Origin of the sequence: Oscillibacter ruminantium GH1 (assembly GCF_000307265.1) — a bacterium.
GTDB classification, from domain to species: domain Bacteria; phylum Bacillota; class Clostridia; order Oscillospirales; family Oscillospiraceae; genus Oscillibacter; species Oscillibacter ruminantium.
Genome location: NZ_DF158897.1, coordinates 672,654 through 699,560, shown reverse-complemented (window position 1 = coordinate 699,560; position 26,907 = coordinate 672,654). Strand labels below are relative to the sequence as shown.

Genomic DNA, 26,907 nt, shown 5'->3' with positions numbered 1-26,907 from the left:
TCGTCGTCCGTCTCTTTCGGAACAGCCTGATTAGGTTACCACAGTTTCCGGTGGTTTGTCAAGCACTTTTTTCAAGAACTCAACTTCCTCTTTTCAGTTCCGCCGCAGCTCTCGCCGACAGCTTTGTTAGAATACCAGCCTTGGCCCTAATTGTCAATAGGTTTTTTGCATCTTTTTCACTTTTTTTGATATTGCCCATAATTTCGGCTTATATGCGCCTTTTTCAGGCATTTTAAAATGACTCTGTGTTTTTCTTTATTTATATGGTATGATAGGCTCAATATAAAATCCATTAAACAGAGGTGATCTCTCTGCGCATTCATCGTATGAGCGCCACATTTGGCAAACTGAATCAGGAAACGCTGGATTTATCCGACGGCCTGAACATTTTACAAGCCCCCAACGAAACCGGAAAATCCACTTGGTGCGCCTTTCTTCTTTCCATGCTGTACGGCATCAATAGCCGCGAGCGGGATCGGGTCGGCTTTATCGCGGATAAAAACCGATACGCTCCTTGGAGCGGCGCGGCCATGTCCGGCCGTCTGGACTGCCGCATTGGGGACAACGAGCTGACCCTTCTCCGGGAGACAAAACGGCAGACCGCCCCCTTGGGTGATTTCAAAGCGGTTTACGCCGGAACCGGCGACGAGTTTCCCGGGCTTACCGGACAAAGCTGCGGTGAGACGCTGCTTGGCGTCAGTCGGGAGGTCTATGAGCGCAGCGCCTTTATCCGCCAAGCGGGCCTTGCCATCAGTCAGGACGCGGGCCTTGAAAAGAGAATTGCCGCCCTGATCACCACCGGCGAGGAAGACACTTCCTATTCCGAGGCCGCGGACGCGCTGAAAAAGCAATTGAACCGCCGCCGTCACAACAAAACCGGTCAGATTCCCGCGTTGGAACTGGAACTGGCAGAAGCCCAGCGGCAGCTGGACACTCTATCCGGCTCGGAAGGTCAACTGGCGGAGGCGCGCCGGGAAATCACCCGGCTTGCCCAGCAGGAAGCGGACCTCTCTTCCCTTTTAGCGCTCCACGACGGCTGGGATGCAGCACAAAAGCGTCGGGTCCTTACCGAGGCGGAAACCGCCTCTATTGAGGCCGAACGAACAATCTCCAATCTCCGGCAGCAGGCAGAGGAATCCCGTCTTCCGGAAAACGAGACAATTGCCCGCCTGCGGGGAGCGATTGTGAATCTAGAGACTGTGCGCAAGTCCGTGGACAAGGCCATGGCAGAAAAGGACGCGGCCATGAAGGCCAGCGTCCGTGCCGAAACCGCCGTCAGCGACAGCCCCTTCGCCGGAAAATCGGTAGAGGAGGCAAGACGGGAAGCGGCCGCATCGCCCAATGTCCGCGCACCCCTGTCGTTTGGCAGCGTGCTATTGGCGATTTTTGGAGTCCTTTGCATTGCGCTGGGCATTATCGCCCTTGTCTGGAGTCGAAGTTTTACGATTCAGGGCTTTGTGCCCGGTATTCTCGTTGCATTGGGTGCGGGCTGCGTTCCCATTCTTTGGAAGCTCCGCTCGCAGAGTGCGGCACAAGCCAAGAATGCGGTCTTGCTGAAGCGCTATGGCACCGCCGACCCAGCGGAAATTACCGCTCTGGTGGAAACCTACGCCGCACTCTGTCAAGCCCGGGACGAGTCCCAGAGTGCGGTGGTGAAGGCCGCCGCCACCTACGACGCGCTGTACGCCTCCCTCACCTCCAACCAGCAGGGCATTTTGCTGGAGGTCCGCCGGTTCGCCCCCGCCGCGTTTGACATTGCCGCCGCAGACGCCGCGCTGCGGGAGTGCGCCGTCCGGCGCAGGGAACTGAACGCAGCCCTGTCCGCCGCTGAGAGCGCCCGTTTGCGATACGAGACAATGCGCCGTCAGCTTCCCGAGAGCGATCTCCCTGAGAACGCCCCCGCCGCCCCGCCGGAGCAGAGCCGAGAGGATTTAAACGCCGCGCTTGTAGACGTGAAAGCCCAGCTTTCCGCCGCGCAGTCTGCCGCCGACCGGCTCTCCGGGCAGATCGCCGCTCTGGGCGGTCGGGCCGCGCTGGAGGCACAGATAGAACAGCTCTCCGGTCAAATCGAGACACTGGAAGCGGAGTACCGTTCCATCTATCTTGCGATGGAAACGTTGGAGGGTGCTAACACAGAGCTGCAAAACCGCTTTTCCCCGGAGCTGGGGCGGCGGACGGCGCAGATTTTTTCTGCGCTCACCGACGGGGTCTACACCGACGTGGTACTGGATCGCAGCTTTCATCTCTCCGCCGAACCGGCGGGAGACACGGTTTGGCGGGACGCGCAGCTGCTCTCCGCCGGAGCGGGCGATCAGCTGTATCTGGCGGCGCGGCTGGCAATCTGCGAACTGGTCCTGCCGGAGCAGGATGCGCCTCCGCTGGTGCTGGATGATGCACTGACAAATTTTGACGACGAGCGCTGCAAAGCCGCCCTCCGGCTCTTAAAGGAGGAGGGAAAAAAGCGCCAGATTCTTCTCTTCACCTGCCACAGCCGAGAGGCCGCCTTTTTTGCAAACGACCCGGCAGTCTCCGTTCAACGGTTGACGAACAGCCCGTCTGGGGTATAAGATATTCTCCGGTTGTAAAGCAATGATTTTCCGCGACACATTATAAATACGGCAAAAGGAGTTTTGACATGAGCGAGTGTACGCACGATTGTTCCACCTGCGGCGAGAGCTGCCAAGAACGGCAGGAACCCCAGTCCCTGCTGAAAGAAGCCCATTCCGACAGCCACATCGGGAAGGTCTACGGCATTGTCTCCGGCAAGGGCGGCGTCGGCAAATCCATGGTCACCAGCCAGCTGGCGGTGACGATGCAGCGGCGGGGCTTTCGAGCCGGTATTCTGGACGCTGATATTACCGGCCCCTCCATCCCCAAGGCTTTCGGTATTCATGAACGCGCTGAGAGCGACGGGCAGGCCCTCCTCCCCGCCGTCACGAAAACCGGCATTGAAATCATGTCCACCAACCTGCTGCTGGAGCACGAAACCGACCCGGTGATCTGGCGCGGCCCGGTTATCTCCGGCGTGGTCCAGCAATTTTGGACCGACGTGATCTGGAATGTGGACTATCTGTTTGTGGATATGCCTCCCGGCACCGGCGACGTGTCCCTCTCCGTCTTCCAGTCCATTCCACTGGACGGCATCATCATCGTTGCCTCTCCGCAGGAGCTGGTTGGCATGGTGGTGGAAAAGGCGGTTAAGATGGCGGAGATGATGGAGGTTCCCATTCTGGGTCTGGTGGAGAACATGAGCTATGTGGCCTGCCCGGACTGCGGCAAAAAGATCTATCTGTTCGGCGAGGGCAAGACCGCTCAGGCCGCCGCGCGGCACAATTTGAAGCTGCTGGCGCAGATGCCCATCGACCCGGCGCTGGCCGCACTCACCGACGCAGGCAGCATTGAGGACTTTCAGGGCGACTGGCTGAATGCCGCCGCCAACGCTGTTGAGGGTAAGTAACCTTCCAGCGCCAACTTTCAGCGCTTATAAAAAACCGGCGGACGAAGAGCGTCCGCCGGTTTTTTGCAGCAGCGCGGCAATAAAATTTTCAATTGCATTCTGATTAAAGCAATCCGCCTCTTTTTGGGGTATCCTAGCATCAGGCAGCGGTTTTCTGTTTCCCAAAAACTGCACTTTTGCCGTCTTCTGCACCGTTGGCAGATCAGAAAGCATCGAATTGCGTCCCGATCTTCCATGTAAAGACAAAATTCACAAGCATTGTCGCCACAAATTCTACTTTTTGTTTGTAAAAACAGTTGCAAAATGTCGCCCTATCCATAATAATAGAATTGATCGAAAAAACGCGCGTCCCCCTCGTTGGGGGAACGAAATAAACAGAGGGGGACACAGTTTATGCAGGAATTGAAGGACCGCATTGTCAAGGAGGGCAAAGTTCTGCCCGGCAATATCATCAAGGTGGACGGCTTTTTGAATCACCGGATCGACACCGTCCTGATGGATCATATTGCCGAGGAATTTGGCCGTCATTTTGACATGGATCAGGTCACGATGATTCTTACCGCTGAGGCTAGCGGCATCGCTTTGGCGGCGGTCTGCGCCCAGCATTTCCGCAAGCCCATGATCTTTGCCAAGAAGGCCAAGAGCGACAACATTGAGGGCGGCCTTTATCAGAGCGACATTTTCTCTTACACCTATAAAAAGAAGGTGACCCTGCTGGTCAGCAAGGAATGGCTTTCCGCCGACGATAAGGTTCTCATTGTCGACGACTTCATGGCCAACGGCGAGGCCATGCGCGGCCTGATTGACATTGTAAAAGCGGCCGGGGCCTCTTTGGTCGGTATCGGCTGCGCCGTGGAAAAGGGCTTTCAGGGCGGCGGCGACCGGCTTCGCGCCGCGGGCATGAATCTGAAGTCTCTGGCCATTATCGAATCCGCCGAGCCGGGCAATATTGTTTTCCGGGAGGACGACTAATATGCAAAAAGTCATCGTACTGGACTTTGGCGGACAGTACAATCAGCTCATCGCCCGCCGCGTCCGCGAGTGCAATGTGTACTGCGAAGTCAAGCCCTATACCACTGCGCTGGACAAGCTGAAGGCGGAAGCGCCCATCGGCATTATCTTTACCGGTGGGCCAAACAGCGTGTATGATCCCGCCTCTCCGCAGGTAGACCCCGCCATCTTTGAACTGGGGATTCCGGTTCTTGGCATTTGCTACGGCTGCCAGCTGCTGGCCCACCATCTGGGCGGCAAGGTCACCGCCGGGACGGAGGACACCACCCGGGAATACGGCAAGACCGAAACCTATTTCAACACGGACTGCAAGCTCTTCAAGGGTCTTCCGCGGGAGGGCGTCACTTGGATGAGCCACGGCGACTATATGGAAAAGGTGCCCGAGGGCTTCTCTCTGGCCGCCCATTCCGACGCCTGCCCCACGGTTGCCATCTGCGACGAAAAGCGGGGTTTTTACGGCGTTCAGTTCCACCCCGAGGTGAATCACACCCAGCACGGGCCTGATATGATTCACAACTTCCTCTATGAGGTCTGCGGCGCCAAGGGCGACTGGACCATGGGTGATTATAAGGACACCGCCATTCGCGAGATTCGCGAAAAGGTTGGCGACGGCAAGGTTCTGCTGGCTCTGTCCGGCGGCGTGGATTCCTCCGTGGCGGCGGCACTGGTGGCCGAGGCCGTTGGCAGTCAGTTGACCTGCGTGTTCGTGGACCACGGCCTGATGCGCCTGAACGAGGGCGACGAGGTGGAGGAAGCCTTCAAGAAGTGGGACATTAACTTCGTCCGCGCCAACGCCGAGGATTTGTTCCTCGGAAAGCTGGCGGGCGTAACGGACCCGGAGCGCAAGCGCAAGATTATCGGCGAGGAGTTCATCCGCGTCTTTGAGGCGGAAGCCAAGAAGATCGGCCGCGTGGATTATCTGGTGCAGGGCACTATTTATCCGGACGTAATCGAATCGGGTCTCGGCGCCTCCGCCACCATCAAGAGCCACCACAATGTGGGGGGCCTTCCCGACTACGTGGATTTCAAAGAAATTATCGAGCCTTTGCGGATGCTGTTTAAGGACGAGGTTCGCAGCCTTGGCCGTGAGCTGGGGCTGCCGGAATATCTGGTGATGCGTCAGCCCTTCCCCGGCCCGGGCCTTGCCATCCGGGTCATCGGAGAAATCACAAAGGAAAAGCTGGATACTCTGCGTCTGGCGGATTTTATTTTCCGGGATGAAGTTGCCAAAGCCAAGCTGGAGAGCAGTATGAACCAGTATTTTGCGGTGCTGACCAACATGCGCTCCGTGGGCGTGATGGGCGACGGGCGGACGTATGACTATACGCTGGCTCTGCGCAGCGTGACGACGACGGACTTTATGACTGCCGACTGGACCCGGATTCCCTATGATGTGCTGGATCGCGTCAGCGTTCGCATCGTCAACGAGGTTCCCCACATCAACCGCATCGTTTACGACATTACCTCTAAACCCCCCGCCACCATCGAGTGGGAATAAGGAACTTTTATCTTAGTAGCTCAAAATACGGCTCTACAGCCGGAAAAGTGACGTTTTAAGGAGAATTCCCACCCTGTTTGATAGCAGATTGATAGCACTTGTCAAAACCATGCTTACTGATTTTATTTCAGAGTAACGGGTGGTTTGCAGGTGTGCAGAATAACTTATCTATAAAGAAAAGGTCTTACCGATTTTTGCAAGTCGGTAAGACCTTTTTTCATTTGTCTTTTTTTAGCTCATCCACCAGCCAATCGCTCAACTGCTGTGGTGGCACCTTTGCCCAAATGCGGGTGGTATCGTACTCCGGGTAGCGATAACGCCAGCGATCATATTCCTCTTGGGTGATCTTCCCGGCCTCCAGTTTTGCCGCCTGTTCCCGCCAAGCAATCATGGAACGGCTCAGTTCGTCAGCGTACTTGCCTTTGCAAACATCCACTCGGAGGTGGACTTCACCATCACATTCAACGACCTTTAAGCCGTATCTGTCCTCCAAGGTAAAGAGCGTGTGCATTAGTCCGATATAGGAGTCTATATCCGGTACAGACAGAGCCGAAGGAGACACGTCAAGCATATTGGCCAAAGCGGCGGTCATATCAGCCTTGGGAGTTCTTGTCCCGGTTTCATATTGTGCCAGACGCACATCGGCAGACTTTTCAGGAAAGCCCACCTGCATACCAAGATATTTCTGTGTCATACCCCGCAAGTTGCGGAAAAAGCTGATTCTCTCGCCAATCGCCATTATAGCCAACTCCTATCATGTGTACTGATTATTCATAGCATAGCAGATTTGTTTAATGCAGTCAAGCTAAATTAAATAAATTTGTTTAACATTTTCTCGCAAGCCGCTTGACACAAACAAATAGGTTTAGTATAATGAAATAAACTAAGCTAATAAGCTTAGCTCCAGATAATCATAATGAAAGAGGAAAGGATGGTATTTTGCCTATGGCAGGACAAATTTTCATGCGCGTGGATGAGGTTGCCGCAGAGCTGGGGGTCTCCAAGCCCTACGCCTACAAGCTCATTAAAAAGATGAATGAGGAGTTGAAGCAGACCGGGTGCATCACAATTTCCGGCAGGATTGATCGCAAGTTTTTCTACGAAAAGTTCTACGGAACAAGAAACTACTCTGAGAGGAAGGAAATCCAAGATGGCAGCATTTAAGAACAAGGACAACGGTACATGGTATGTGCAGTTCCGCTATACCGACTGGCGGGGCGAACGGCAGCAGAAGCTCAAGCGAGGTTTCGCCACTAAAAAGGACGCACAGGCGTGGGAGCGAGAATTTCTGATGGAGAAACAGGCCGATGTGAACATGACCTTTGAGAGCTTTGTGGCACTGTATGAAAAAGACATCAAGCCCAAACTCAAGCTCAACACATGGCTGACAAAGGACAGCATTATCCAAAAGAAAATCCTACCGTATTTCAAAAAAAGAAAGCTCTCGGAAATCAGCGCAAAGGATATTATCGACTGGCAGAACGAAATTCGAGGATTGACGGACTGCCATGGCAAGCCCCTGTCCACCACCTATTTGAAAACCGTCCACAATCAGCTCAGTGCTATTTTTAACCACGCTATCCGATATTATGGGCTGCAAGTTAACCCGGCACAGCGGGCAGGAAATATGGGGACGGAGGAACGGCGAGAAATGTTGTTCTGGACACGGGAAGAATACACGAAATTCTCCGAAGCAATGATGGACAAACCAATTTCCTTCTACGCCTTTGAAATGCTCTACTGGTGTGGCATCCGTGAGGGTGAACTGCTGGCTCTTACCCCGGCAGATTTTGACTTCCAGAAGCAGACACTGCGTATCAACAAATCTTATCAGAGACTGAATAAGCAAGATGTCATCACCACGCCTAAGACGTCAAAGAGTATTCGCACAATTCAGATGCCAGAGTTCCTATGTGCAGAAATGCAGGATTATTTGAAGCAGCTCTATGGAGTGGAAAATGACAGCCGCATATTCCCGATTACCAAAAGTTATCTTCATCGAGAAATGGACAGAGGATGCAAGGAAACTGGAGTAAAGCGCATTAGAATACACGATTTGAGACATTCGCACATTTCACTTTTGATTGACATGGGCTTCACAGCTCTGGCAATCGCTGACCGTGTTGGACACGAGAGCATCGATATTACTTATCGTTACGCCCACCTATTCCCAACAAGACAGATCGAGATGGCAAGCAAATTGGATGCACTAAAGACTGAGAAAGGGGCTTGAAATTATGTCACTGAAAAATCGCGATGAACACAATCGTTGGAGGAACAAAACAGTTGCATTTCGGATATCGCCGGAGGAAGATGAACAGCTTGAAGTTTTCGTAAAGCTATCCGGGCTGACCAAACAGGACTACATCACCCGGCGGCTACTGTGCAAGGATGTAGTTGTTCAGGGCAATCCGAGAGTATACAAGGCGCTCCGCGACCAACTTGTCGCTGTTCTGGATGAGCTGTGGCGCATCGAAGTTGGTAGCAGCGTGGATGATGAGTTGATGGATACAATTCAGATGATCGCTTCCATCATGGACGGAATGAAGGAGGACAGTGCCTATGATGAATGAAACAGAAAAAACGACCGCCCTCGTACCATCTGTTGGCGCAGATGGAGGGCAGCCGCTTCGCAATTCAACTGAGCAAAGTATACCAGACGAAAACGCTGAAATCAATCCCCCGGAGGAAGATTTAGAGGAAATGTACCGCAGGATGCGGCGCATGGCCGACCCCAATTATCTGCATACGGTCTCCATGACTGAACTATACCAGACTTCCTACAAGAGCAGGCCGCCCATTGTTGACGGCTTGCTCTACGCCGGGGTATATATCCTCGCCGGAGCACCTAAGATTGGCAAATCATTTCTTGTGGCGCAGCTCGCCTATCATGTCAGCACAGGGCAAAAGCTCTGGGAATATGACATCCACCAAGGGACGGTGCTATACCTTGCCCTCGAGGATGATTTCGGACGTATCCAAAACCGAATGTTCATGATGTACGGCGTTGAGGACACGGACAAGCTATACTTTGCTACCGTTGCCGGAAAAATTGGCAATGGGCTGGACGAGCAGCTTGAAAACTTCATGCGTGAGCATCCTGACACCAAGCTCATTATCATCGATACCATGCAGAAAATTCGTGAGGCAGGCGGCGAGGCATACAGCTATGCCAGCGACTATGAAATCATCGGGAAGCTGAAACAGTTTGCGGATAAATATTGTATTTGCGTGCTGACCGTTCACCATACCCGAAAGCAGCCTGCCGGGGACAGCTTTGAAATGATCTCTGGCACGACCGGCTTGCTGGGCTGTGCGGATGGCTCGCTGCTTATGCAGAAGAAAAAGCGCACAGATATTGAGGCCACCATCGATGTGGTGGGGCGTGACCAGCAGGATCAAATTCTCTACTTAAGGAAAGTCCCAGAAACGCAAATCTGGCAGTTGGAGAAAACGGAAAATGAGCTGCACAAGGAGCCACCCGACAGAGTGCTTGAAGCTGTATCTACGCTCGTTTCAACCAATCAGCGCGAATGGACAGGCTCTCCGTCCGAACTTGCCGATGCTGCCAATGTGGGCATGGCGGCAAACACACTTACAAAATATCTAAATGTCAAGTCCGGCAGATTGTTGGACGAATACCACGTCAGCTATGAGAACAAGGCCAAGCACACCGGGCGGCAGGTCAAGCTCGCTTATATGGTGATCGACGCCGCCCGCTACGAAGTGATCTCGTAAACTCAGGCGCGACGGTTGCGACGGTCGCAACGGTGAAAATGATACCGCTAAAACAACCGTCGCTATCGTCGCGACCGTCGCGGAAAGGATTGGATAGGAAACGATATGAAAAATGTGCAGATTCCGTATGAGCTGTTCGTGGATTTAGTATTGTACCACTTGAGAGGCGAAGGTGATTTTGACGAGGACATCCGGCATGGCTTGGAGCAAAAACTGGACGCCATGTTGAACAGGCAGCTCTACTCACAGTACAAGACCGCCCCCACCGATGAGCAGCGGGAGCGGGCAAGGCAGGAATATCTTGACCGCCGTGGAGTTCCGCAAAGCTACCGATGGACTACTCCTCCTTGGGAGCTATGACAGGAGCGTGCCACGCTCCTGTGCTTGGCAGACAAGGCAACAGAAGTGGTTGTTAGTGTGCCACCCGCACCCCTCGTCCCCGTCGAAAAATCCGCAGAATTGGAGACGGACGGTCAGGGAGATTCAGTGATTCTCCCTGACTGTGGACGGCAAATGTTTGAACAATTTTATATTGTGAAAGCAGACGGTGTCCATGCCGCGGAATTGTGATGTGGGTACCACATGCAAGCTGTGGCAGAGGCTTCCGCAGAAGCCGCACACCACGTTCCCCCTCGGAGAGCCCACGGCACTTTGCAGCCGCAGGATGAAAGTGTCATAGTGGGTTATTACACTTCCACAGAAGTGCGTTCCCGTGGCTTACAGTGTCCATACAAATTGAAAATCGGAGGTATTTTGCTTATGGCAAGAGGCGATGGTGTGAATCGTACCAGCGCAAGAAATATGAATATGACAGCTAAAGACATTAGCAACGCGCAGCGCCATAATGAGCGCGAAAAGGAATCCTACACGAATCAAGATATTGTACCTGACCGCACCAGCATGAACGTCCACTTCAAGACGCCGACCGGCAGTTATGCGGAAATGTTTGAACAGATGGCAGCTGACGGCGTGATTTCCACCCGTGGGTTGAAGGCAGATGCCAATCTTTACGGAGAACTAATTTTTGATGTAAACTCAGCCTACTTCCACAACCACGGCGGCTATGAGTTTGCAAAACAATTTTACACCGATGCCTACAAAGCTGCAATCGAAATTGTAGGTGGGGAGCAATATATTTTGTCGGCGGTCATGCATGCCGATGAACGTAACCGGGCTATGTCAGAGGCACTGGGGCAGGATGTATATCACTACCATCTGCATGTTGTATATGTCCCTGTCGTGGAAAAACAAATCAAGTGGTCAACCCGGTGCAAAGATAAATCGCTGGTCGGCACAGTCAAGGAAACCATTATGCAGGTTAGCTCCAGCAAAAAGTGGTTATCCAAACCGGCGGTCGATGATACAGGCGCTCCACTACTTACGAAAAGCGGCAAGCTGGTTCTGAGAAAATCCTACTCTGTCCTGCAAGACGATTTCTATAACGCTATGAAAAACTCTGGATATGATGATGTGGAACGCGGTGAGCGTGGCAGCTCAGAGGAACATTTGACCGTAACACAGTTCAAGGTCGAGCAAGAACAGGTACGGCTTGCCGAGTTGGCGGAACGTTCTGACCAAAAGGAGCAGCAGGCGGCAGCCCTGGACAAAAAGATTGCAAAAATCCAAAAGCAGCAGACAGCTATTGATGCGGTCGATCAGATCGAAGTAAAAACCTTGCCCTTAAGTTCAAAGGTCATACTGGAACGATCTGAGTACGAAAGTCTTGCGGTAGCAGCGAAAAAATATGTCGCTCAGGAAAAGAAAGAATCCATATTGCAAAAGGCGCTGGATGCAGCGCATAAGGTGATCGCAAGCCTCGAAGCTAAGGTTGTGGCGCTTACTAAGGAGTTGTCCGAATATAAGTCCGTCCGAAATAAACTCAATACAGCGGGGCTGGAACAGGAAAATGAAGCGCTCCGCGGCAAACTACGCGCCTATGAATCGGTCATTGAACGGAATAGCCTTTGGCATTTATTTGGAAGAAATAGGGTGAAAGCACGCACAAGGGACGATGCTCGATAATTCTCGTGTATAGCTGAAAAAAACGACTTTTATCCGTTGGAGTTGGTCCGAATGAGCACTGCATCATTTGGGCCCTCTCCGATGGAAAATCCGTCAGGTTTTACGGCTGTTGAGCCGACAAAATTGCATTAAAAATGGAGGTGTTTATGAAAACAGGTCTTTCCAAGAAACAAAAGGCAACAAACATCTATTTTAATGAGGACAGCTCGATAATTGAGATCTGTACTTACAACACTAATCTCAAAAACAGGCTCACCAAATATGCTGGGCAATATCCCGGTGAGTGCAGGCTGATTGATGATGACGAAAACGGCTGCCGGACTTTTGAAATCAATAAAGGACGCTTTGGCTTCAAGCTAACAGCTCCGTACAGCCAAGAACGCCGCAAGGCTGCTGGTCAGTTGGCAAAGAAAGAAAATCTAAAGAGGAACGGATCATGAAAGTTATATCCTGTGAGTTTAATATAGACACAGCCTGTGTGGAGCTAAGGTTGGAAGATGGGACGCTGATTACAATTGATACCATTGCCGTGGAAAACGAAATCGCGGAGAATATGTACCAGCGTTCAGAGCTGGACTGGCTAATCTACAACAAGCCGCTTGAATACGCAGATATAATCTTGAATGGAGACCCAGCAAAGTATCTGAAAGCAATTATCAGGTATAAGCTATTTGATGAATGACCACACCGTCGCCCGTTGGAAAAAAGAAACGGGCGACATCTCTAACAAAGGTTATTTATCTCACATGACAAAAATTATTCTTGACTTTTGCGGTGGGTTTGCATATAATATAGTTGAGCTCTTCTTAAGGGTGAAATTTTTGCAATGTTAAAGTTATTTTTTTATCATGACAAAGGAGATGGTGAGGCTGAAACTCGGAGATATTGCTTCTGTTAGGAGCGGCTTGGTATTATCACGGAAGCTATCAAAAACGCCTACGAAATATCGATATCAACTTATTAATTTACGCTCTATCAATCAGGCTGGCTATATTGAGACTGAGAATGTCGATTTATATGACGCGACAGAACCGCTGAGTTCTGAGTATCTGACTCATACAGGGGATGTTGTTATCCGACTGACAGCACCATACACTGCCGTGTTGATTGATGACACTACATCGGGAATGGTCATCTCATCGAACTTGGTTGTGATTCGTGCGGATGCAAGCCAGATTTTGCCTGAGTACCTATACTGGCTTTTGAATACGCCTAAGGTAAAACGCCAGATATATGAAAACACTTCGAGCAACATGCTTGGTGCTATTAAGCCACGATATTTTGCTGATTTTGAGGTAAGTCTTCTATCAATGGAAAATCAGGAGACGATTGCGGCACTGAACCTTTTAGCGCACAAGGAACGTCAGCTTTTGAATGAGCTGACAATGGAAAAAGAAAAATACTATTCCTACACAATTAATGAGATACAAAAACAGATGAGAAGAGGTTACCGTCATGACGACTAAAAGTGATATTGAGCGCGTTCTCTGGAGCGCCTGCGACAGCTTCCGTGGAAAGATTGACAGCTCTCGCTATAAAGACTATATACTATCCATGCTTTTTGTAAAATATCTAAGCGATGTTTCTAAGGAAAAACACGACGAATATATGAAGCAGTACAATAGTGATGAGCGCCGTGTGGCTCGAGCTATGAGCCGCGAGCGTTTTACCTTGGACGAGGACTCCACATTTGACTATCTGTACGAAAACCGCAACGATTCCGAGATCGGTCAAAAAATCAATGTTGCGCTTTCCCACATTGAGGAACACAACAGCGGCAAGCTCCGAAATGTATTCCGTGCCATTGACTTTAATTCTCAGGTGGACTTCGGTGACGTAAAGGAAAAGAATGCAACTTTGCGCAATCTGCTGGAGGATTTTAGTGGCGTTGACCTTCGTCCCGGGCAGCTTGGCTCCGCCGATATCATTGGCGACGCCTATGAATATATGATCGCAAACTTTGCCTCAGATGCAGGCAAAAAGGGCGGAGAATTTTTTACCCCCAGTCAGGTTTCAGAGCTGGTAGCATCCCTCGTAAAACCAAGGGAAAATGACCGCATATATGACCCCACCTGCGGAAGCGGCGGTCTTTTGCTCAAGGCGTATAAAAAAGTACGCAGCGGCAAGGTGGCAATCTACGGACAGGAGCTGAACGCCCAGACCTGGGCACTCTGCACCATGAATATGTTCCTCCACGGTGTGGATGACGCCCGCATATGGCAGGGCGACACGCTGGCGAACCCACAGAACATTGAAGATGACAAGCTCATGAAGTTCCAGTGTGTTGTCGCGAATCCTCCGTTCAGTCTGGATAAATGGGACAGCGGGTTTCTCTCCAACGCACCGGTGGATGCCAAAGGAAAAAAGCAGGAGAAAATGACGGCTTCCCTTGACCCGTGGAAGCGGTTTGACTGGGGTGTACCGCCGTCCTCCAAGGGCGACTATGCGTTTGTGCTTCATATGCTGGCAAGTCTGGATGCTGAAAACGGACGCATGGCGATCGTGCTGCCGCATGGTGTGCTGTTCCGTGGCGCCAGCGAGGGAAAAATCCGCAAACAGATCGTGGAATTCAATCTGCTTGATGCAGTCATCGGTCTGCCGGCTAACCTGTTCTACGGCACCGGTATTCCTGCCTGCATTCTGGTATTCAAGAAAAACCGCGCCCGCCGGGATGTGCTCTTCATCGACGCTTCCGGCGATGGAAACTATGAAAAAGGCAAAAACCAGAATATCCTGCGTAATGAGGACATCGCCAAAATCGTCAGCACCTATGAAGCCCGGCAGAATATGGACAAGTATGCCTATGTGGCATCCTTCGACGAAATCAAGGAGAATGACTTCAACCTGAATATTCCCCGCTACGTGGATACCTTTGAGGAAGAAGAACTGGTGGACATTGACGAGGTGAAGCAGAACATTGCCAATATTGAGGTAGAGCTGGCTAAGGTGCAGGCGCAGATGAAGAAATATTTGGAGGAACTGGGGCTGTGATGGCAAAAGTAAATTCAGAAATTGGTCGGACAGCAATCGATGAAAAAGTGCGAATGAAGTTATGGGCTATCTCAGGTGGACGATGCGAGCTATGCAATAGATTGTTGTACCAGGATCTTGTTTTCGGTTACGATGGAAATTTTGGAGAAATGGCGCATATTCATGCTGTCAGTGAAGGTGGCCCCCGCCACAAATATGGCATGACCATCGGCGAAAAGAATAATATTGACAATTTAATGTTGCTATGCGAAGAACATCATCACATGATAGATACGCACTCTGAAGATTTTAAGGAAGGGTTATTAATTAGGAAAAAGATAGCCCACGAAGCAAGAATTCGTGAGGTCACAGGAATCCCAAGTGAGCAGAGCTGCAGAATCATAACATATTTCTCAAATATTGATAATCAGGCAGAGTTTAGTTCAGAAAGACTTCTTCGTGAAGCTGTCCTGCTTTCTGGGCGTGTTCCAATGCAAGAGCCAATAATCAATCTAAGTGCTGACTCTTGTACGAGATATACGGCGAGTGAAACTGTTTTTCAACAAAAATCTCAAGAATTGGAGCGAGATTTTAAAAATTGGTTTGATGCTGTGATAAAAAGCAAGGATAGTATCGGTATTTTCGCGCTTGCTCCACAACCACTATTATTTAAGCTTGGTACGCTTATTAACGATCAATACAATACGGTTGCATTCCAGTGCCATAGAAGTGGACATAAATGGGCTTGGCCGAAAGCGGTAGCATCAGTTGAATTTCAATTCTCGAATACAAAGGAAGGAAAAACAGATGCGCTGGCTTTGGTAATTGATCTCAGCGCTCCTGTATGTGATGATAGAATCACATTTGTGCTTGGCGATGATGCTACAATTTACCATATAACGATAGATGAACCATCAAGGACTTTTGTATCCGGAGAAATCATTCAGGAAGAGTTTGTAAAAGTGTTCCGTGCCGCAATGGAAACTCTAAAAAATTTGCGCCCTGCGCCAGAATGTATTCATATTTTTCCTGTTATGCCGAATTCTTTGGCAGTACGCGCCGGAATGGACTATATGCCTAAGGCGGATCTGCCAGTTGTTATTTATGAGCAAGCAAATCAAGCAGATGGTTTTTTTAAGGCACTAACAATAGGAGGTCAAAATGACAGATAAAGAAAAAATTTTGGGAACGCTGCTTAGTAGCATTGCAGACGAGATAAATATCACACCGACAATGCAGGACAAAGCTGTTAGCAGCTATACTGCTGTTGGCAAGTGGATCGGTGATGGGGTGGACTATGATGTGAAAATAATGCCACAGGGCTCCATGAATTTGGGAACGGTCATTAAGCCTATTGATGACCGAGACGATTATGATATGGACCTTGTTTGCTTGCTTAAAAACGGGCGATACCTGCCGTTGAAGGATATCAAGAATCTGGTTGGTGATCGGTTAAAAGAAAACGCTACATACGGCCAGAAGCTCGAAAAAGAAGGTAAGCGCTGCTGGACCATGCAATACGATGTATTTCATATGGATGTTTTACCATGTGTGCCGAAAGACGGTTACTTTATTGAACCTAACAGCACAGCGATTAAGTTGACACACAAAATTAGTGATGGAATGTACGAGCCAAGATATAGCAACCCTTACGCATACCACAAGTGGTTTGATAACCGTATGAAGGATATTCTTTTGCTCGAAAAGCGAGCCTTTGCTGCACAGAACAAGACTGAAATTGACAAAGTTCCAACATACAAGATGCGCACTCCTCTTCAAAAGGCAATTCAGTTGCTGAAACGTCATAGAGATATCTGCTTTCAAAATGCTTCGGATTATGCACCCATATCAATTATTATCACAACTCTTGCAGCATGGTCTTATAACGGTGAGACGAACGTATATGAAGCACTTTGCAATATCTTGGAACGAATGCCACAACACATTGAATGTCGGGATGGCATTTATTGGGTAGAGAATCCGACCATGCCGGAAGAAAATTTTGCTGACAAATGGAACGCAGTGCCGAATAAGCGGACTGCGTTTATGGGTTGGCTTGGCAGAGCGAGAAAAGAGCTAATTGATAATCCGCTCGCTTGCTTTGGAATGGATGGCATTGCGGAAGAATATAAAAAATATCTTGGAGAGAGACCCGTTCAGCGTGCATTTAATGCTGTTGGTGATAAAACGCGTGTTGCGAGGGAGCGGGGAGAACTTACAATCAATGGCCTCACTGGGGGACTCTCTGCATCGACTAAACATGTTGGCTATCCAGTAAAGGAGCATACATTTTGGGGTGAATAAAAAGAAATATCAAAAAGCAAAAACATATCGACTGATTGACCAACTGATAGCTATAAAACAAAGATTCCCAGAATCGGATGTCACCATCAAAAACGGGGCGTTGCACTGGAGTGGATACATGAAGCCGACAGCAGTTTCACGCATATACCATGTGGTAATCGACTACAAGGTGAGAAAGCGTCCTGCTGTAAGACTATGCGGGGATAATATACAAGGCCTTGATAGACCCAATTTTCCTCATAAATTCCATACTGACTATGAAAATAAGCAAGTTGATCTATGCTTACATCTTCGATATGAATTTACTTCCAGTATGCTAATTGCTGATACAATAATTCCGTGGGCAATTGAATGGTTATATTTTTATGAGATATGGTTGGCAACAGACACGTGGTGCGGTGGCGGAAAGCATCCTGAAGAAAAAAAGAAATGTGGGGTAACACATGAGCCTAATCTTAAAGCCGCTGTTTGATATACTAACTGGCGATGTGTCCGTAATGGACAACGTGTTGTATAACTACCTCATTATGCTGGTCGTCGGTGAAATCGCCTTTCGGTTTGCGTTTAGTCTGGTTGGAGACGCCTATGACATAGGCATAATAAGCGGTAAATCGGCGGGTTCCATTCTTCACTGGATCATTCGATTAGTTATTTATGTAGCCATAGCCTATTTATTACGAGGCGGTATATGGCTGTATATATTTGTGATAGGTATACCGCATTGGGTATGGTGGACTTTAACAGGAGTCATTGTGGCGGCTATGATACTTGTGATTGTACTCCGCTATGTAAGGGAAAAGAGGACGAGCGAAAATGAACGAGCAGATAAAGAAACGAATTGAACAGATTCGATATGGTGAAGTGCCGGAGGGGTATAAGAAATCAAAGGTTGGTGTTGTACCACATAAGTGGGAAGAAACCCATTTTAGAGAAATGTTCTCGCGTCTTAATCGCAAGAACACGGAGGGAAACACAAATGTCCTTACCATATCAGCGCAATACGGCCTAATCAGTCAGGGAGATTTTTTCAACAAAGCTATTGCCAGTGAAGATAAGTCCAACTATTTTCTGCTTTACAGAGGAGAGTATGCTTATAACAAGAGCTATTCAAACGGATATCCATTTGGCGCATTAAAACCGCTGGAAATGTACGAGAGTGGAATCGTATCACCGCTTTATATTTGCTTTTCAAAAACAGCTCGGAACCAGTGCCCTCAGTATTATACGCACTACTTTGAAGGCGGATTGATGAACAGGGAAATAAAAGCTTTTGCCCAGGAGGGCGCGCGGAATCATGGCTTGTTAAATATTTCTGTAGATGACTTTTTTAATTCGTATTTGCTTGTCCCAGCACTTCCCGAACAGCAAAAAATCGCCGCAATCCTTACCACGCAGGACAAGGTGATTGAGCTGCAAGAAAAGCTACTTACCGAAAAGCAGCGCCAGAAAAAGTATCTGTGCCAGCAGCTTCTGACCGGTAAAAAGCGTCTGCCGGGGTTCGGCGGAGAGTGGAAGAAGGTTAAGTTAAAAAAGCTGTTGAAAGAACGAAAAAAATATGCACAAAAGGGAGCAGAGTTCCCCCATGTTACGCTTTCTACAACTGGCATATATCCTAAAAGTGATCGATATGATAGGGATCATCTTGTGAAGTCGGAAGATAAAGAATACAAAATCACGCATTTCGGAGATATTTGCTATAATCCTGCCAATCTAAAGTTTGGTGTAATATGTGTTAATACATACGGAGATGCTATTTTTTCACCAATCTATGTTACATTTGAAGCAACCGCAACTGTGAACATTGACTTTTTATCCAACTATTTAATGCGCTGGGATTTTATTAATGCAGTTAGAAAGTACGAAGAAGGAACAGTGTATGAGCGAATGGCAGTAAAGCCCGAAGATTTTCTTAAGTATGAGGTTTTATTACCTGCGTTGAATGAACAAACCGCCATAGCCGAAATCCTTTCTACTGCCGACCAAGAGATATCCCTTCTGCAAAAATCTATCGACACCGAAAAACAAAAGAAAAAAGCCCTGATGCAGCTTCTGCTGACAGGCATTGTGAGGGTTAACACATGAAAAGAGATATGGAACTCTGTCGGAAAATTCTGTTTGCCATAGAAGATGAATACGTGGACACCACTATTTGTGATCTCAAAATAGATGGTTACTCCATGGAGCAAGTTGCGTATCATTGTAAAATTCTACACGATGCTGACTTGATTTCCGGTTATGGCGCTCAGTTTGCGGATAACCATATTTGGGCTTTTGGCGTTGGTGCTTTAACGTGGGAGGGGCACGAGTATCTGGATAAAATTCGACAAGATACAGTATGGAATAAAACCAAAGACGTGATAACCCAAAAAGGTTTACCGATGGCTGTGGATGTAATAAAGGAAGTCGCAACGGCGATTATCTCATCTATGACCGAAGGGGCCATAAAAGCAATGAAAGGATAGGAGGTGACAATATGCCAAGAAAAGAACACCATGTAGTGCCAAACTCAGATCGTGGCGGTTGGGATGTGAAACGTGAAAACGCCAAGAGAAGCAGCGGACACTATGACACGAAAGAAGAAGCGATGAAGGCCGGACGCGAGATGAGCAAAAACCAGGGAACTGAATTTATTCCTCATCGTAAAGACGGTACGATTCAGCAGCCTGACAGCCATGGGAACGATCCGTGCCCACCAAAGGACAAGCAGTGATTAAGCGCAGAAAGCGAGGCGGTTTATACCGCCCCGCTATTCCTGCTTTTATATAGCGCCGTGAAAGGAGGCACTTATGTACGAAAAAGCAATTGAAGAAATCCGAGCCAAAAAGCCCAGGATGGCAATCTGTTATGACTTTGATAAAACTCTTTCCCCCGATGATATGCAGGCATTCACGCTGATTCCCTCGTTTGGAATCGACAAAGATGAGTTCTGGAAGGACTCCAACAAACGGGCAACAGACAATTTGATGGACAACAATTTGGCGTGGATGTATGAACTGATTCGATATTCAAAATTCAAGGGAAAATCGCTGCGCCGCGAATACTTCCAAGAAGCGGGTACACATGTGCCTCTGTATAAAGGTGTAGACACATGGTTTGACCGCATGAACAAATATGCTGACAGCAAAGGAATTGTGTTGGAGCATTATATTATTTCCTCCGGTCTTAAGGAGATTATCGAAGGCAGCAAAATAGCCTCTAAATTCAAGAGAATTTACGCATCCTCATATATGTATGATCCTGACGGCATAGCGGTTTGGGCCACGCAGGCAATTAACTACACGAATAAAACGCAATATATCTTTAGAATTGCCAAAGGCATTTTTGAAGAGTATGACGAGCGCGTGAACGATAGTATGCCGGAAAATCAGATATATGTTCCTTATGAAAATATCGTCTATGTTGGTGACAGCGCCACTGACATACCGTGTATGCGTTTGGTGAAGAGCAAGGGCGGATATGCAATTGGTGTATTTGATCCGCAAAAGGATAATCGAAAAAAAGTGTACCAACTTTTCAACGATGGCCGAATCAACTTCTATGCCCCGGCAGATTACTCGGCCAGAAGCAGTATGTCTCAATACATGAAGCAGATTATTGATGAAATTACGGCTCGAGAGGCAATTAAGACGGAGCAAGCGGTGATGAACATATCAGCAAGCGCATATAAAATGCTTACCGATACACAGAAAATGATCGGACTGGTTCCTGAAAAATTGCCTGCAAGGGAAAAGAAAAAGCTGGATGAAGGCCTTGAAGAGCTCAAAGGCTTGATTGAAGGCAATATTGACTAAGGTTGTGAGAAATATGGATCAGATACTTCGACCAGATTTATATCTTGAAAAAAACGCCAGCCAGCAGCCGGCCATTGATTTACTGCGTGCTATGGGCTATGCTTACATATCGCCGGAGGATTGTGCCATGCAGCGCGGCAGCGGGTACCATGTGCTGCTCCGGGATATTTTGCGCGGCCAATTGCGTCGGCTGAATCGCTACGTCTACGCCGGCGCAGAAAACGAGTTTTCTGCCGCTAATATAGAGCGCGCTATGGAGGATCTCGACGAGCCTCTGACGGATGGGCTTGTCCGCACCAGTGAAAAGATTTACGACGCACTGCTGCTGGGTAAAAGCTATCCCGAAACCGTGGGTGACGGGAAAATGCTCAGTTTTAACCTCAAATACATCGACTGGGATCACCCGGAAAACAACCTCTACCATGTGACGGAGGAATATGCCGTTGAAAGTCAGGACAAGCAGCATAATGCTCGCCCTGATATTGTGCTGTTTATTAACGGCATTCCCTTCGCGGTGATCGAATGCAAAGCGCCGCAGATTTCTGTCGATCAAGCGGTGGAACAGACGGTACGCAATCAGCAGGCAGACTATATCCCACAGCTCTTCAAGTACGCGCAGATTGTTATGGCCACCAACAAGAATGCTGTGAAATACGCAACTGCCGGAACACCGAAAAAGTTTTGGAATGTCTGGAAAGAGCAGAATGAAGCATTCATGAGCCGCCAGCTTGTATGGCTGCTTGACGACCGTATGCCCACTGAACAAGATAAAAACATGATTTCACTATTCAGCAAAGAGCGTGTCATGGAGCTCATGCGATATTTCATTCTTTATGATGCCAATGTCAAAAAAATCTGCCGCTATCAGCAATATTTTGCAATTAAGGAAATCGTTAAAACCATAGGCGAAACCGACGAGCGCGGCAACCGCCAGAGCGGTGTCATTTGGCATACGCAAGGCAGCGGCAAGAGCCTTACCATGGTCATGCTGGCAAAGTATATCCTTATGGAGATGACAGACTGCCATCCCAGAGTTGTAATCGTCACTGACCGTAAGGAACTGGACGGGCAAATTGCAGCGACCTTTGCGCACACACGGTTGAACCCTGCCCGCGCCACCAGCGGACGACATTTGGTAGAGCTTGTAAACAGCGGCAAAGCGGACGTGATTACGAGTATCATTAATAAGTTCAATACTGCTGAACGAATGGCAACCAAAAATGAGTCCAGAGATGTGTTTATTCTGGTGGATGAGAGCCATCGTTCAAATTACGGCCTTATGGCAACAAAGATGCGTAGCGTATTCCCCAACGCCTGTTATATCGGCTTTACTGGAACGCCCCTGATGAAGAAAGAAAAGAACACCATGTCCAAGTTTGGCAAACTGATCCATAAGTACACAATAAAAGACGGCGTGGATGATGGCGCTATTGTGCCGCTAATCTACGAGGGGCGCTTTGTGGATCAAAATGTTGACGAAGAAAACATTGACCTTTGGTTTGAGCAGACCACCAAGCGGCTGACGGATGCGCAGAAAGAAGATTTGGCAAAAAAATGGAGCAGTATCCGCCGCCTGACATCCACCGATGCGCGAATTAAGCGTATTGCCCTTGATATTAACACTCATTTTATTGAGGGCTATAAAAACACCGGATTCAAAGCAATGCTTGCCACGAACTATAAAAGAGATGCGGTTCGCTATCTTGAATGCTTTGAGCAGTTCGGTGACCTGACCTGTGCCGTAGTTATCTCGCCGCCGGATATACGTGAAAGCGTTGATGACATGGACGAGGGCACTGACGATAAGGTTGTGGCATACTGGAATAAAATGATGCGGCAGTATGGCGATGCAGACCGTTATGAAGAGGCTATGAAAAACAAGTTCTGCGACGGCGAAATCGATATACTCATCGTTTGCAGCAAGCTCCTCACTGGATTTGATGCACCTATTTGCCAAGTGTTATACATTGACAAGGAGCTGAAAGAGCATGGCCTCTTGCAGGCTATTGCACGCACCAATCGGCTTCATGAAGGCAAGGACTACGGCCTAATCGTTGATTATCGGGGGCTGATTGAAAAGCTGGATACCGCGATGGATATGTACAGTGGTGCAGGTCTTGAGAACTTCGACAGCGGAGACTTGAAGGGTGCGGTTGTGGATATTATGTCATCGGTCGGAAACTTGCGTGATTCGTATAGCAGACTGATTGAGTTGTTTGCACCGGTTCGGAATAAGACGGACGCAGAAGAAGTGGAGGTGTTTCTTGCAGATGACAAGATCCGCGAGGACTTCTATAATCTTCTGTGTGCCTTTGGAAAGGCTCTCAACCTGGTGCTGAATTCCGAGCAAGCTTATGCGGCTGTTCCGAGGGATGAACTGAAAAAATATCAAAGTACGTTTATCTTTTTTTCAAAGGTGCGACGCAGCGTAAAGATCCGTTATTGCGATGCCATAGACAACAGCGAGTACGAACCACTGATGCAAAATCTTTTAGATACCCACTTATCTGTAGCCGGTGTCCGCCAGATCACAAACCCAATCAACATTTTGAATAAGGATGACTTTGAAAAGGAACTGGACGAGCTTGGATCAATCCGTGCGAAAGCCGATGCAATTACAAGCCGCATGACAAAGAGCATCAGCGAGAAGTATGATGAAAATCCCGCCTACTATGACAGCTTTTCCAAGAGAATAAAGGATGCGTTGGACCAGTATAAAGAACAAGTAATTACAGAGGCTGAGTATCTGGCCAAGATGCGTACCATTATGGAAGATTATCACGCCGGACGCAGCTCTATAAGTTACCCGGAATCCATTAAGAATAATGTTCATGCACAGGCATTTTACGGTGTGCTTTCTGCCATTCTCGACGATGATAAGTCTGGAAATGTTGAACCGGATTTCGTTGCAGAAATAGCCGAGAAAATTACGAAGATTATTGCAAAGCATAGTCAGGTGGACTGGACAAACAATAAGACCATTCATGATCGCATCTCACAGGATATTGATGACCTGTTTTATGAATATGAGAAAACGCGCGGACTGAGGCTCTCATTTGATGTTATCGACAAGATCATAGAGAATGTCAAAACCGTTGCTCTGCGGAGGTTTTGAGGATGACACCAACTTCAACCCAACGCAAAGTAATGTCCGATGGTAAAGAGATCGCCTATCATTTGGAGCAAAAGCCAGTCAAAAATTTAAATCTTAGAATAAGAAAAGACGGCAGCGTCTATGTATCGGCAAATGATAATGTTCCGGTTGATAAGGTGGACGAATTTGTGGTCAGCAAGGGAGCCTATATTCTATCGGCTTTGCAACGATTTCATGAACTGGCTCAATATCGTCCACAACCAAAACGGTATATCAGCGGAGAAACTTTTTACATTTTAGGTCGAGGGCTGCGGCTAAAGGTTGTAGAAGGCTCGAAAAATGCGATCCATTCAGACGGTGTGTACATTTTGCTTCAGGTCAAAGATGCCACAGACATTAAAAATAAAGAGCGCATTGTGACGCGATTTTTAGATCAACAATGCAGAGATCAGTTTGGTGAGATTATGACGGAAATTTATCCGCTGTTTCAGAAATACGGTGTTGCCCAGCCGACACTGCGCATTCGTGATATGGATACGCGATGGGGTTCCTGCCTATCAAAAAAAGGGATAATCACACTAAACAAAAGATTGCTGGAAGCTCCCAGAGGTTGTATCGAGTATGTGGTGATGCATGAATTTTGTCACTTTATTCACCCAAACCATTCAAAGCAGTTTTACGGTTTTCTTGCTATGCTGATGCCTGATTGGAAGGAACGCAAGGTGGCACTTGATAAGTGTGCAGAATTTTGGCTGTGAATTATTATTTTATTATAATTTCGTGGCAACAAAAATCAGATAATATAATATGGGGATAAGCATTTGAAGAAGATGTCAGATCGAATCTTGTTTCCGAAAATGAAAGATGGGGCCTGGAAAATTTAAGAATTAAAAACCCAGACACTATCTGGAAAATTAGCAAACAATATGTTATAATACGTACAAGCCACCCGTGTTGCCATATCAAGTGTAACCAGTGATAGTCTGTGGCTGATAGATTTTTGATAGCAAAATCTCGGATAGACCATAGGATAAGTATAATCTGTATCAAATCAAATAACGCCGTATTAAATCCGCTATACAGAAAAGTTTAGAAACGGATTTAACTCGGCGAGTGGGAATAATATTAGCAATCCGCCATCCACTGCAGGGCAGTGGATGGCGGATTGTTTTTACCTGAACCGGAATGTTGTCCAAAATCTGCTCTTTATTTCTTTACGGAGCAGTTCACCGATCGGGCGGTTGCTCTCCAACGGCGCGGATATTACGGGCAGCTGCCATTCAATAAGGCCCGTGCGTCTTGAGTCAGGGGAATCAAATCCTCTTTGCCGGCAAGGGAAATATCAAACTTGCGATTGAGCGCACAAAAATGGCGCAAGCCGAATGCGATCCGATTTAAAAAGGAGAACACGCCAATGGCACCGGGCGAGAATTCGTTGGCCTGCACACCATACAGCGCCCGCAAGTCCGGGAGATCCTGAAAAACCTCCTGCACCGTGCTCCCACGCGCACCCAGCGCAGGCGGAAGCTGGCCGGAGGCAATTAACTCGCCGATCTTGGCACCGCTGTTTGCCGCAGCCATACTGGCGCGGCACATACCGATGGCGGTCACCCGTCCATCTCCCAGCGCCAAAGCCTTATACACCTGATCTTCCGTGGCAAATCCGCCGGTAATGGTGATGGCAGGCAGCATCAGGCCCTCATCGTGCAGCTTCTGGCAAATTTTAAGCAAAATTGTCTCCATACACACAGTGGGCTGACACCACTCGTTCATCATTTTACAGGGACTGTATCCAGAGCCGCCGCCTGCGCCGTCAAAGGTGACCATATCGACCTGTGTCTGCGCCGCAATGCGCAGAACGTGCTCCAGATCCCGCGGATCGTAGCCTGCCATCTTAAAATAGACATTTTCAAGGCCCATCTCCCGCAGCTGGCGAACTCGTGGGACAAGATTCGTCTCGTCCCACATGGGAAGCCTGCCATAAGTATAGAAGTTGGGGCAGATCTGCTTTTCATAGGCCTTCTGCACGGCGGGGTCGGAGGGATCTGGATGGACCAGCGCACCGCCCGCCTGCTTGGCCAGCGCGGTTTCTAGATCCTTTACGAAATTGACGGGCTGCGTTCCCTTGGCGGCTTGCCCGAACTTAAATTCAATGGCCTTAGCTCCAAACTCCTGAATTGCGTATTCGGGCAGGCCCATGGCATCATCCTCGCAGTTGCACTGCAAGACGATCTGTCCGTATCCCCGGTCATAGCGGCGGAAGGAATCCAGCATCTCCCCCAGCAGGGGAAACGAGGTGATTTTGCCGTCCGTGAGCTGTAAGGCAGGGTCTTTCCCGGGCGCTCCCTCACCAATGACACAGCACACGCCGGCCATCGCCGCTCCGGCGTAATAGTCCCGCCAATTCATTTTGACCACGGCCGGCAGAATCACCGGCAGCGCAAGCTTGACGGGATGCAGCATTCCAAAGGTTCTTTCCAGATTTACGCGGAAGATCGTCGCTTGATTGCCGTCCGGCGCAGCGCCCTGCGCGCCAAAAACTCTGCCATTGATATTGAAGAGTGAATAATCCAGCGGATAGTCCTTTTCCGAGGCGATCTGGTTGTTTCCCGTGTTTGTCGGATATACGGACTGCGCGCCAAGCACGGCGGACAGCCCAATCTCGCAGGTGCCGATGCAATCCGCCGTGCAGAAGGAGCACATGCCGGACTGAGGAGAGAGCTTCTGACCGCGACTGTGGGTATCGTTGAACGCAGAGGACAACGGTGGTGTGCGTGACATAACAGCATCTCCTAACCTTTTATTATATTTTGGGCGCTTTCACGGGGGACTGCGGATGCAACTTGTTCCCTTCTGTTACCAATTATAGACGGGCGTGAGGGGAAACACAAGCGAAACGGCTCTGTTGTGTACAGCACAATTCCTCCCCTCCCTTTCCGTTAAATTATCTTGCTGCACAAAAAACGGGCAGTAGCGTTTGCTACTGCCCGTTTTTTTCGCCATTTCACCACAATGCGGCTCC

28 protein-coding genes are annotated in these 26,907 nt (G+C 48.8%); 25 read left to right on the top strand and 3 right to left on the bottom strand.

Annotated elements, in window-relative coordinates; translation table 11 throughout:
* The 3 genes from ON16_RS16060 to ON16_RS07720 form a co-directional block, all read left to right on the top strand.
* On the top strand, positions 1 to 236 hold a 236-nt coding region (locus tag ON16_RS16060), incomplete at its 5' end, for a hypothetical protein (protein ID WP_207643785.1).
* Between the two features lie 90 nt (positions 237 to 326).
* Entirely contained in the window at positions 327 to 2,567 is a 2,241-nt protein-coding gene (locus ON16_RS07725; protein WP_243441791.1) for an ATP-binding protein, read from the top strand.
* A gap of 68 nt (positions 2,568 to 2,635) precedes the next feature.
* Entirely contained in the window at positions 2,636 to 3,457 is an 822-nt protein-coding gene (locus tag ON16_RS07720) for an Mrp/NBP35 family ATP-binding protein (protein WP_040660870.1), read from the top strand.
* Between the two features lie 24 nt (positions 3,458 to 3,481).
* On the opposite strand, the gene ON16_RS07715 is transcribed toward ON16_RS07720, so the two are convergent.
* A complete protein-coding gene (locus ON16_RS07715; protein WP_040660868.1) occupies positions 3,482 to 3,670 on the bottom strand; it encodes a hypothetical protein in 189 nt (62 codons plus the stop codon).
* A gap of 180 nt (positions 3,671 to 3,850) precedes the next feature.
* Between ON16_RS07715 and ON16_RS07710 the strand changes: the two genes are divergently transcribed.
* Positions 3,851 to 4,429, top strand: coding sequence for a xanthine phosphoribosyltransferase (locus ON16_RS07710; RefSeq protein WP_040660866.1), 579 nt, complete (start codon positions 3,851 to 3,853; stop codon positions 4,427 to 4,429).
* 1 nt (position 4,430) lies between these two features.
* Positions 4,431 to 5,966: a glutamine-hydrolyzing GMP synthase gene (gene guaA, locus ON16_RS07705; protein WP_040660863.1), complete on the top strand. Its 1,536-nt coding sequence runs from the start codon at positions 4,431 to 4,433 to the stop codon at positions 5,964 to 5,966.
* 217 nt (positions 5,967 to 6,183) lie between these two features.
* Here guaA and ON16_RS07700 read toward each other — a convergent pair whose 3' ends face one another.
* Positions 6,184 to 6,705, bottom strand: a complete 522-nt coding sequence (locus ON16_RS07700) for a helix-turn-helix domain-containing protein (protein WP_040660861.1) — start codon at positions 6,703 to 6,705, stop codon at positions 6,184 to 6,186.
* Positions 6,706 to 6,911: 206 nt separating this feature from the next.
* Here ON16_RS07700 and ON16_RS07695 point away from each other — a divergent pair, with 206 nt between their 5' ends.
* From ON16_RS07695 to ON16_RS07605, 20 genes are all read left to right on the top strand, one after another.
* Complete coding sequence (locus ON16_RS07695; RefSeq protein ID WP_040660860.1) at positions 6,912 to 7,130, top strand: helix-turn-helix transcriptional regulator; 219 nt, start codon at positions 6,912 to 6,914, stop codon at positions 7,128 to 7,130.
* Complete coding sequence (locus tag ON16_RS07690; protein ID WP_040660858.1) at positions 7,117 to 8,199, top strand: site-specific integrase; 1,083 nt, start codon at positions 7,117 to 7,119, stop codon at positions 8,197 to 8,199. Before ON16_RS07695 ends, ON16_RS07690 begins: the two co-directional genes overlap by 14 nt.
* A gap of 4 nt (positions 8,200 to 8,203) precedes the next feature.
* Entirely contained in the window at positions 8,204 to 8,539 is a 336-nt protein-coding gene (locus tag ON16_RS07685; RefSeq protein ID WP_040660856.1) for a plasmid mobilization protein, read from the top strand.
* A complete protein-coding gene (locus tag ON16_RS07680) occupies positions 8,529 to 9,704 on the top strand; it encodes an AAA family ATPase (protein ID WP_040660854.1) in 1,176 nt (391 codons plus the stop codon). Before ON16_RS07685 ends, ON16_RS07680 begins: the two co-directional genes overlap by 11 nt.
* A 105-nt stretch (positions 9,705 to 9,809) precedes the next feature.
* Entirely contained in the window at positions 9,810 to 10,064 is a 255-nt protein-coding gene (locus ON16_RS07675; RefSeq protein ID WP_040660852.1) for a hypothetical protein, read from the top strand.
* 399 nt (positions 10,065 to 10,463) lie between these two features.
* Positions 10,464 to 11,726, top strand: coding sequence for a plasmid recombination protein (locus tag ON16_RS07670; RefSeq protein WP_040660849.1), 1,263 nt, complete (start codon positions 10,464 to 10,466; stop codon positions 11,724 to 11,726).
* 146 nt (positions 11,727 to 11,872) lie between these two features.
* Positions 11,873 to 12,166: a hypothetical protein gene (locus ON16_RS07665; RefSeq protein ID WP_040660847.1), complete on the top strand. Its 294-nt coding sequence runs from the start codon at positions 11,873 to 11,875 to the stop codon at positions 12,164 to 12,166.
* A complete protein-coding gene (locus tag ON16_RS07660) occupies positions 12,163 to 12,408 on the top strand; it encodes a DUF6061 family protein (protein ID WP_439645732.1) in 246 nt (81 codons plus the stop codon). The genes ON16_RS07665 and ON16_RS07660 overlap by 4 nt, the downstream gene beginning before the upstream one ends.
* A 166-nt stretch (positions 12,409 to 12,574) precedes the next feature.
* Complete coding sequence (locus ON16_RS07655) at positions 12,575 to 13,192, top strand: restriction endonuclease subunit S (protein ID WP_243441790.1); 618 nt, start codon at positions 12,575 to 12,577, stop codon at positions 13,190 to 13,192.
* The gene (locus ON16_RS07650; RefSeq protein WP_040660843.1) at positions 13,182 to 14,717 is read left to right on the top strand and encodes a type I restriction-modification system subunit M; all 1,536 of its coding nucleotides are present in this window, start codon (positions 13,182 to 13,184) and stop codon (positions 14,715 to 14,717) included. Before ON16_RS07655 ends, ON16_RS07650 begins: the two co-directional genes overlap by 11 nt.
* Positions 14,717 to 15,868, top strand: coding sequence for an HNH endonuclease (locus tag ON16_RS07645; RefSeq protein ID WP_040660841.1), 1,152 nt, complete (start codon positions 14,717 to 14,719; stop codon positions 15,866 to 15,868). Before ON16_RS07650 ends, ON16_RS07645 begins: the two co-directional genes overlap by 1 nt.
* Positions 15,858 to 17,000: a nucleotidyltransferase domain-containing protein gene (locus ON16_RS07640; RefSeq protein ID WP_051131613.1), complete on the top strand. Its 1,143-nt coding sequence runs from the start codon at positions 15,858 to 15,860 to the stop codon at positions 16,998 to 17,000. The genes ON16_RS07645 and ON16_RS07640 overlap by 11 nt, the downstream gene beginning before the upstream one ends.
* Complete coding sequence (locus ON16_RS15565) at positions 16,993 to 17,472, top strand: type II CBASS E2 protein (RefSeq protein WP_144032065.1); 480 nt, start codon at positions 16,993 to 16,995, stop codon at positions 17,470 to 17,472. The genes ON16_RS07640 and ON16_RS15565 overlap by 8 nt, the downstream gene beginning before the upstream one ends.
* Complete coding sequence (locus ON16_RS07635) at positions 17,444 to 17,842, top strand: hypothetical protein (RefSeq protein WP_040660839.1); 399 nt, start codon at positions 17,444 to 17,446, stop codon at positions 17,840 to 17,842. The genes ON16_RS15565 and ON16_RS07635 overlap by 29 nt, the downstream gene beginning before the upstream one ends.
* Positions 17,814 to 19,082: a restriction endonuclease subunit S gene (locus ON16_RS15000; protein ID WP_051131612.1), complete on the top strand. Its 1,269-nt coding sequence runs from the start codon at positions 17,814 to 17,816 to the stop codon at positions 19,080 to 19,082. Before ON16_RS07635 ends, ON16_RS15000 begins: the two co-directional genes overlap by 29 nt.
* Complete coding sequence (locus ON16_RS07625; protein ID WP_040660836.1) at positions 19,079 to 19,462, top strand: DUF2513 domain-containing protein; 384 nt, start codon at positions 19,079 to 19,081, stop codon at positions 19,460 to 19,462. Before ON16_RS15000 ends, ON16_RS07625 begins: the two co-directional genes overlap by 4 nt.
* An 11-nt stretch (positions 19,463 to 19,473) precedes the next feature.
* Positions 19,474 to 19,710, top strand: coding sequence for a DUF2188 domain-containing protein (locus tag ON16_RS07620; protein WP_040660835.1), 237 nt, complete (start codon positions 19,474 to 19,476; stop codon positions 19,708 to 19,710).
* Positions 19,711 to 19,786: 76 nt separating this feature from the next.
* Complete coding sequence (locus tag ON16_RS07615) at positions 19,787 to 20,791, top strand: HAD family hydrolase (RefSeq protein ID WP_051131611.1); 1,005 nt, start codon at positions 19,787 to 19,789, stop codon at positions 20,789 to 20,791.
* Positions 20,792 to 20,804: 13 nt separating this feature from the next.
* Positions 20,805 to 23,906 (top strand): type I restriction endonuclease subunit R, encoded by a 3,102-nt coding sequence (locus ON16_RS07610; protein WP_040660832.1) that lies wholly within the window; start codon positions 20,805 to 20,807, stop codon positions 23,904 to 23,906.
* Between the two features lie 2 nt (positions 23,907 to 23,908).
* Positions 23,909 to 24,643 carry a M48 family metallopeptidase gene (locus ON16_RS07605; protein WP_051131610.1) on the top strand — a complete coding sequence of 245 codons (735 nt, stop codon included), beginning with the start codon at positions 23,909 to 23,911 and terminating at the stop codon, positions 24,641 to 24,643.
* A 505-nt stretch (positions 24,644 to 25,148) separates the two neighbouring features.
* Here the strand turns inward: ON16_RS07605 and ON16_RS07600 are convergent.
* A complete protein-coding gene (locus ON16_RS07600; RefSeq protein ID WP_040660830.1) occupies positions 25,149 to 26,666 on the bottom strand; it encodes a glutamate synthase-related protein in 1,518 nt (505 codons plus the stop codon).
* Positions 26,667 to 26,907: the final 241 nt, after the last annotated feature.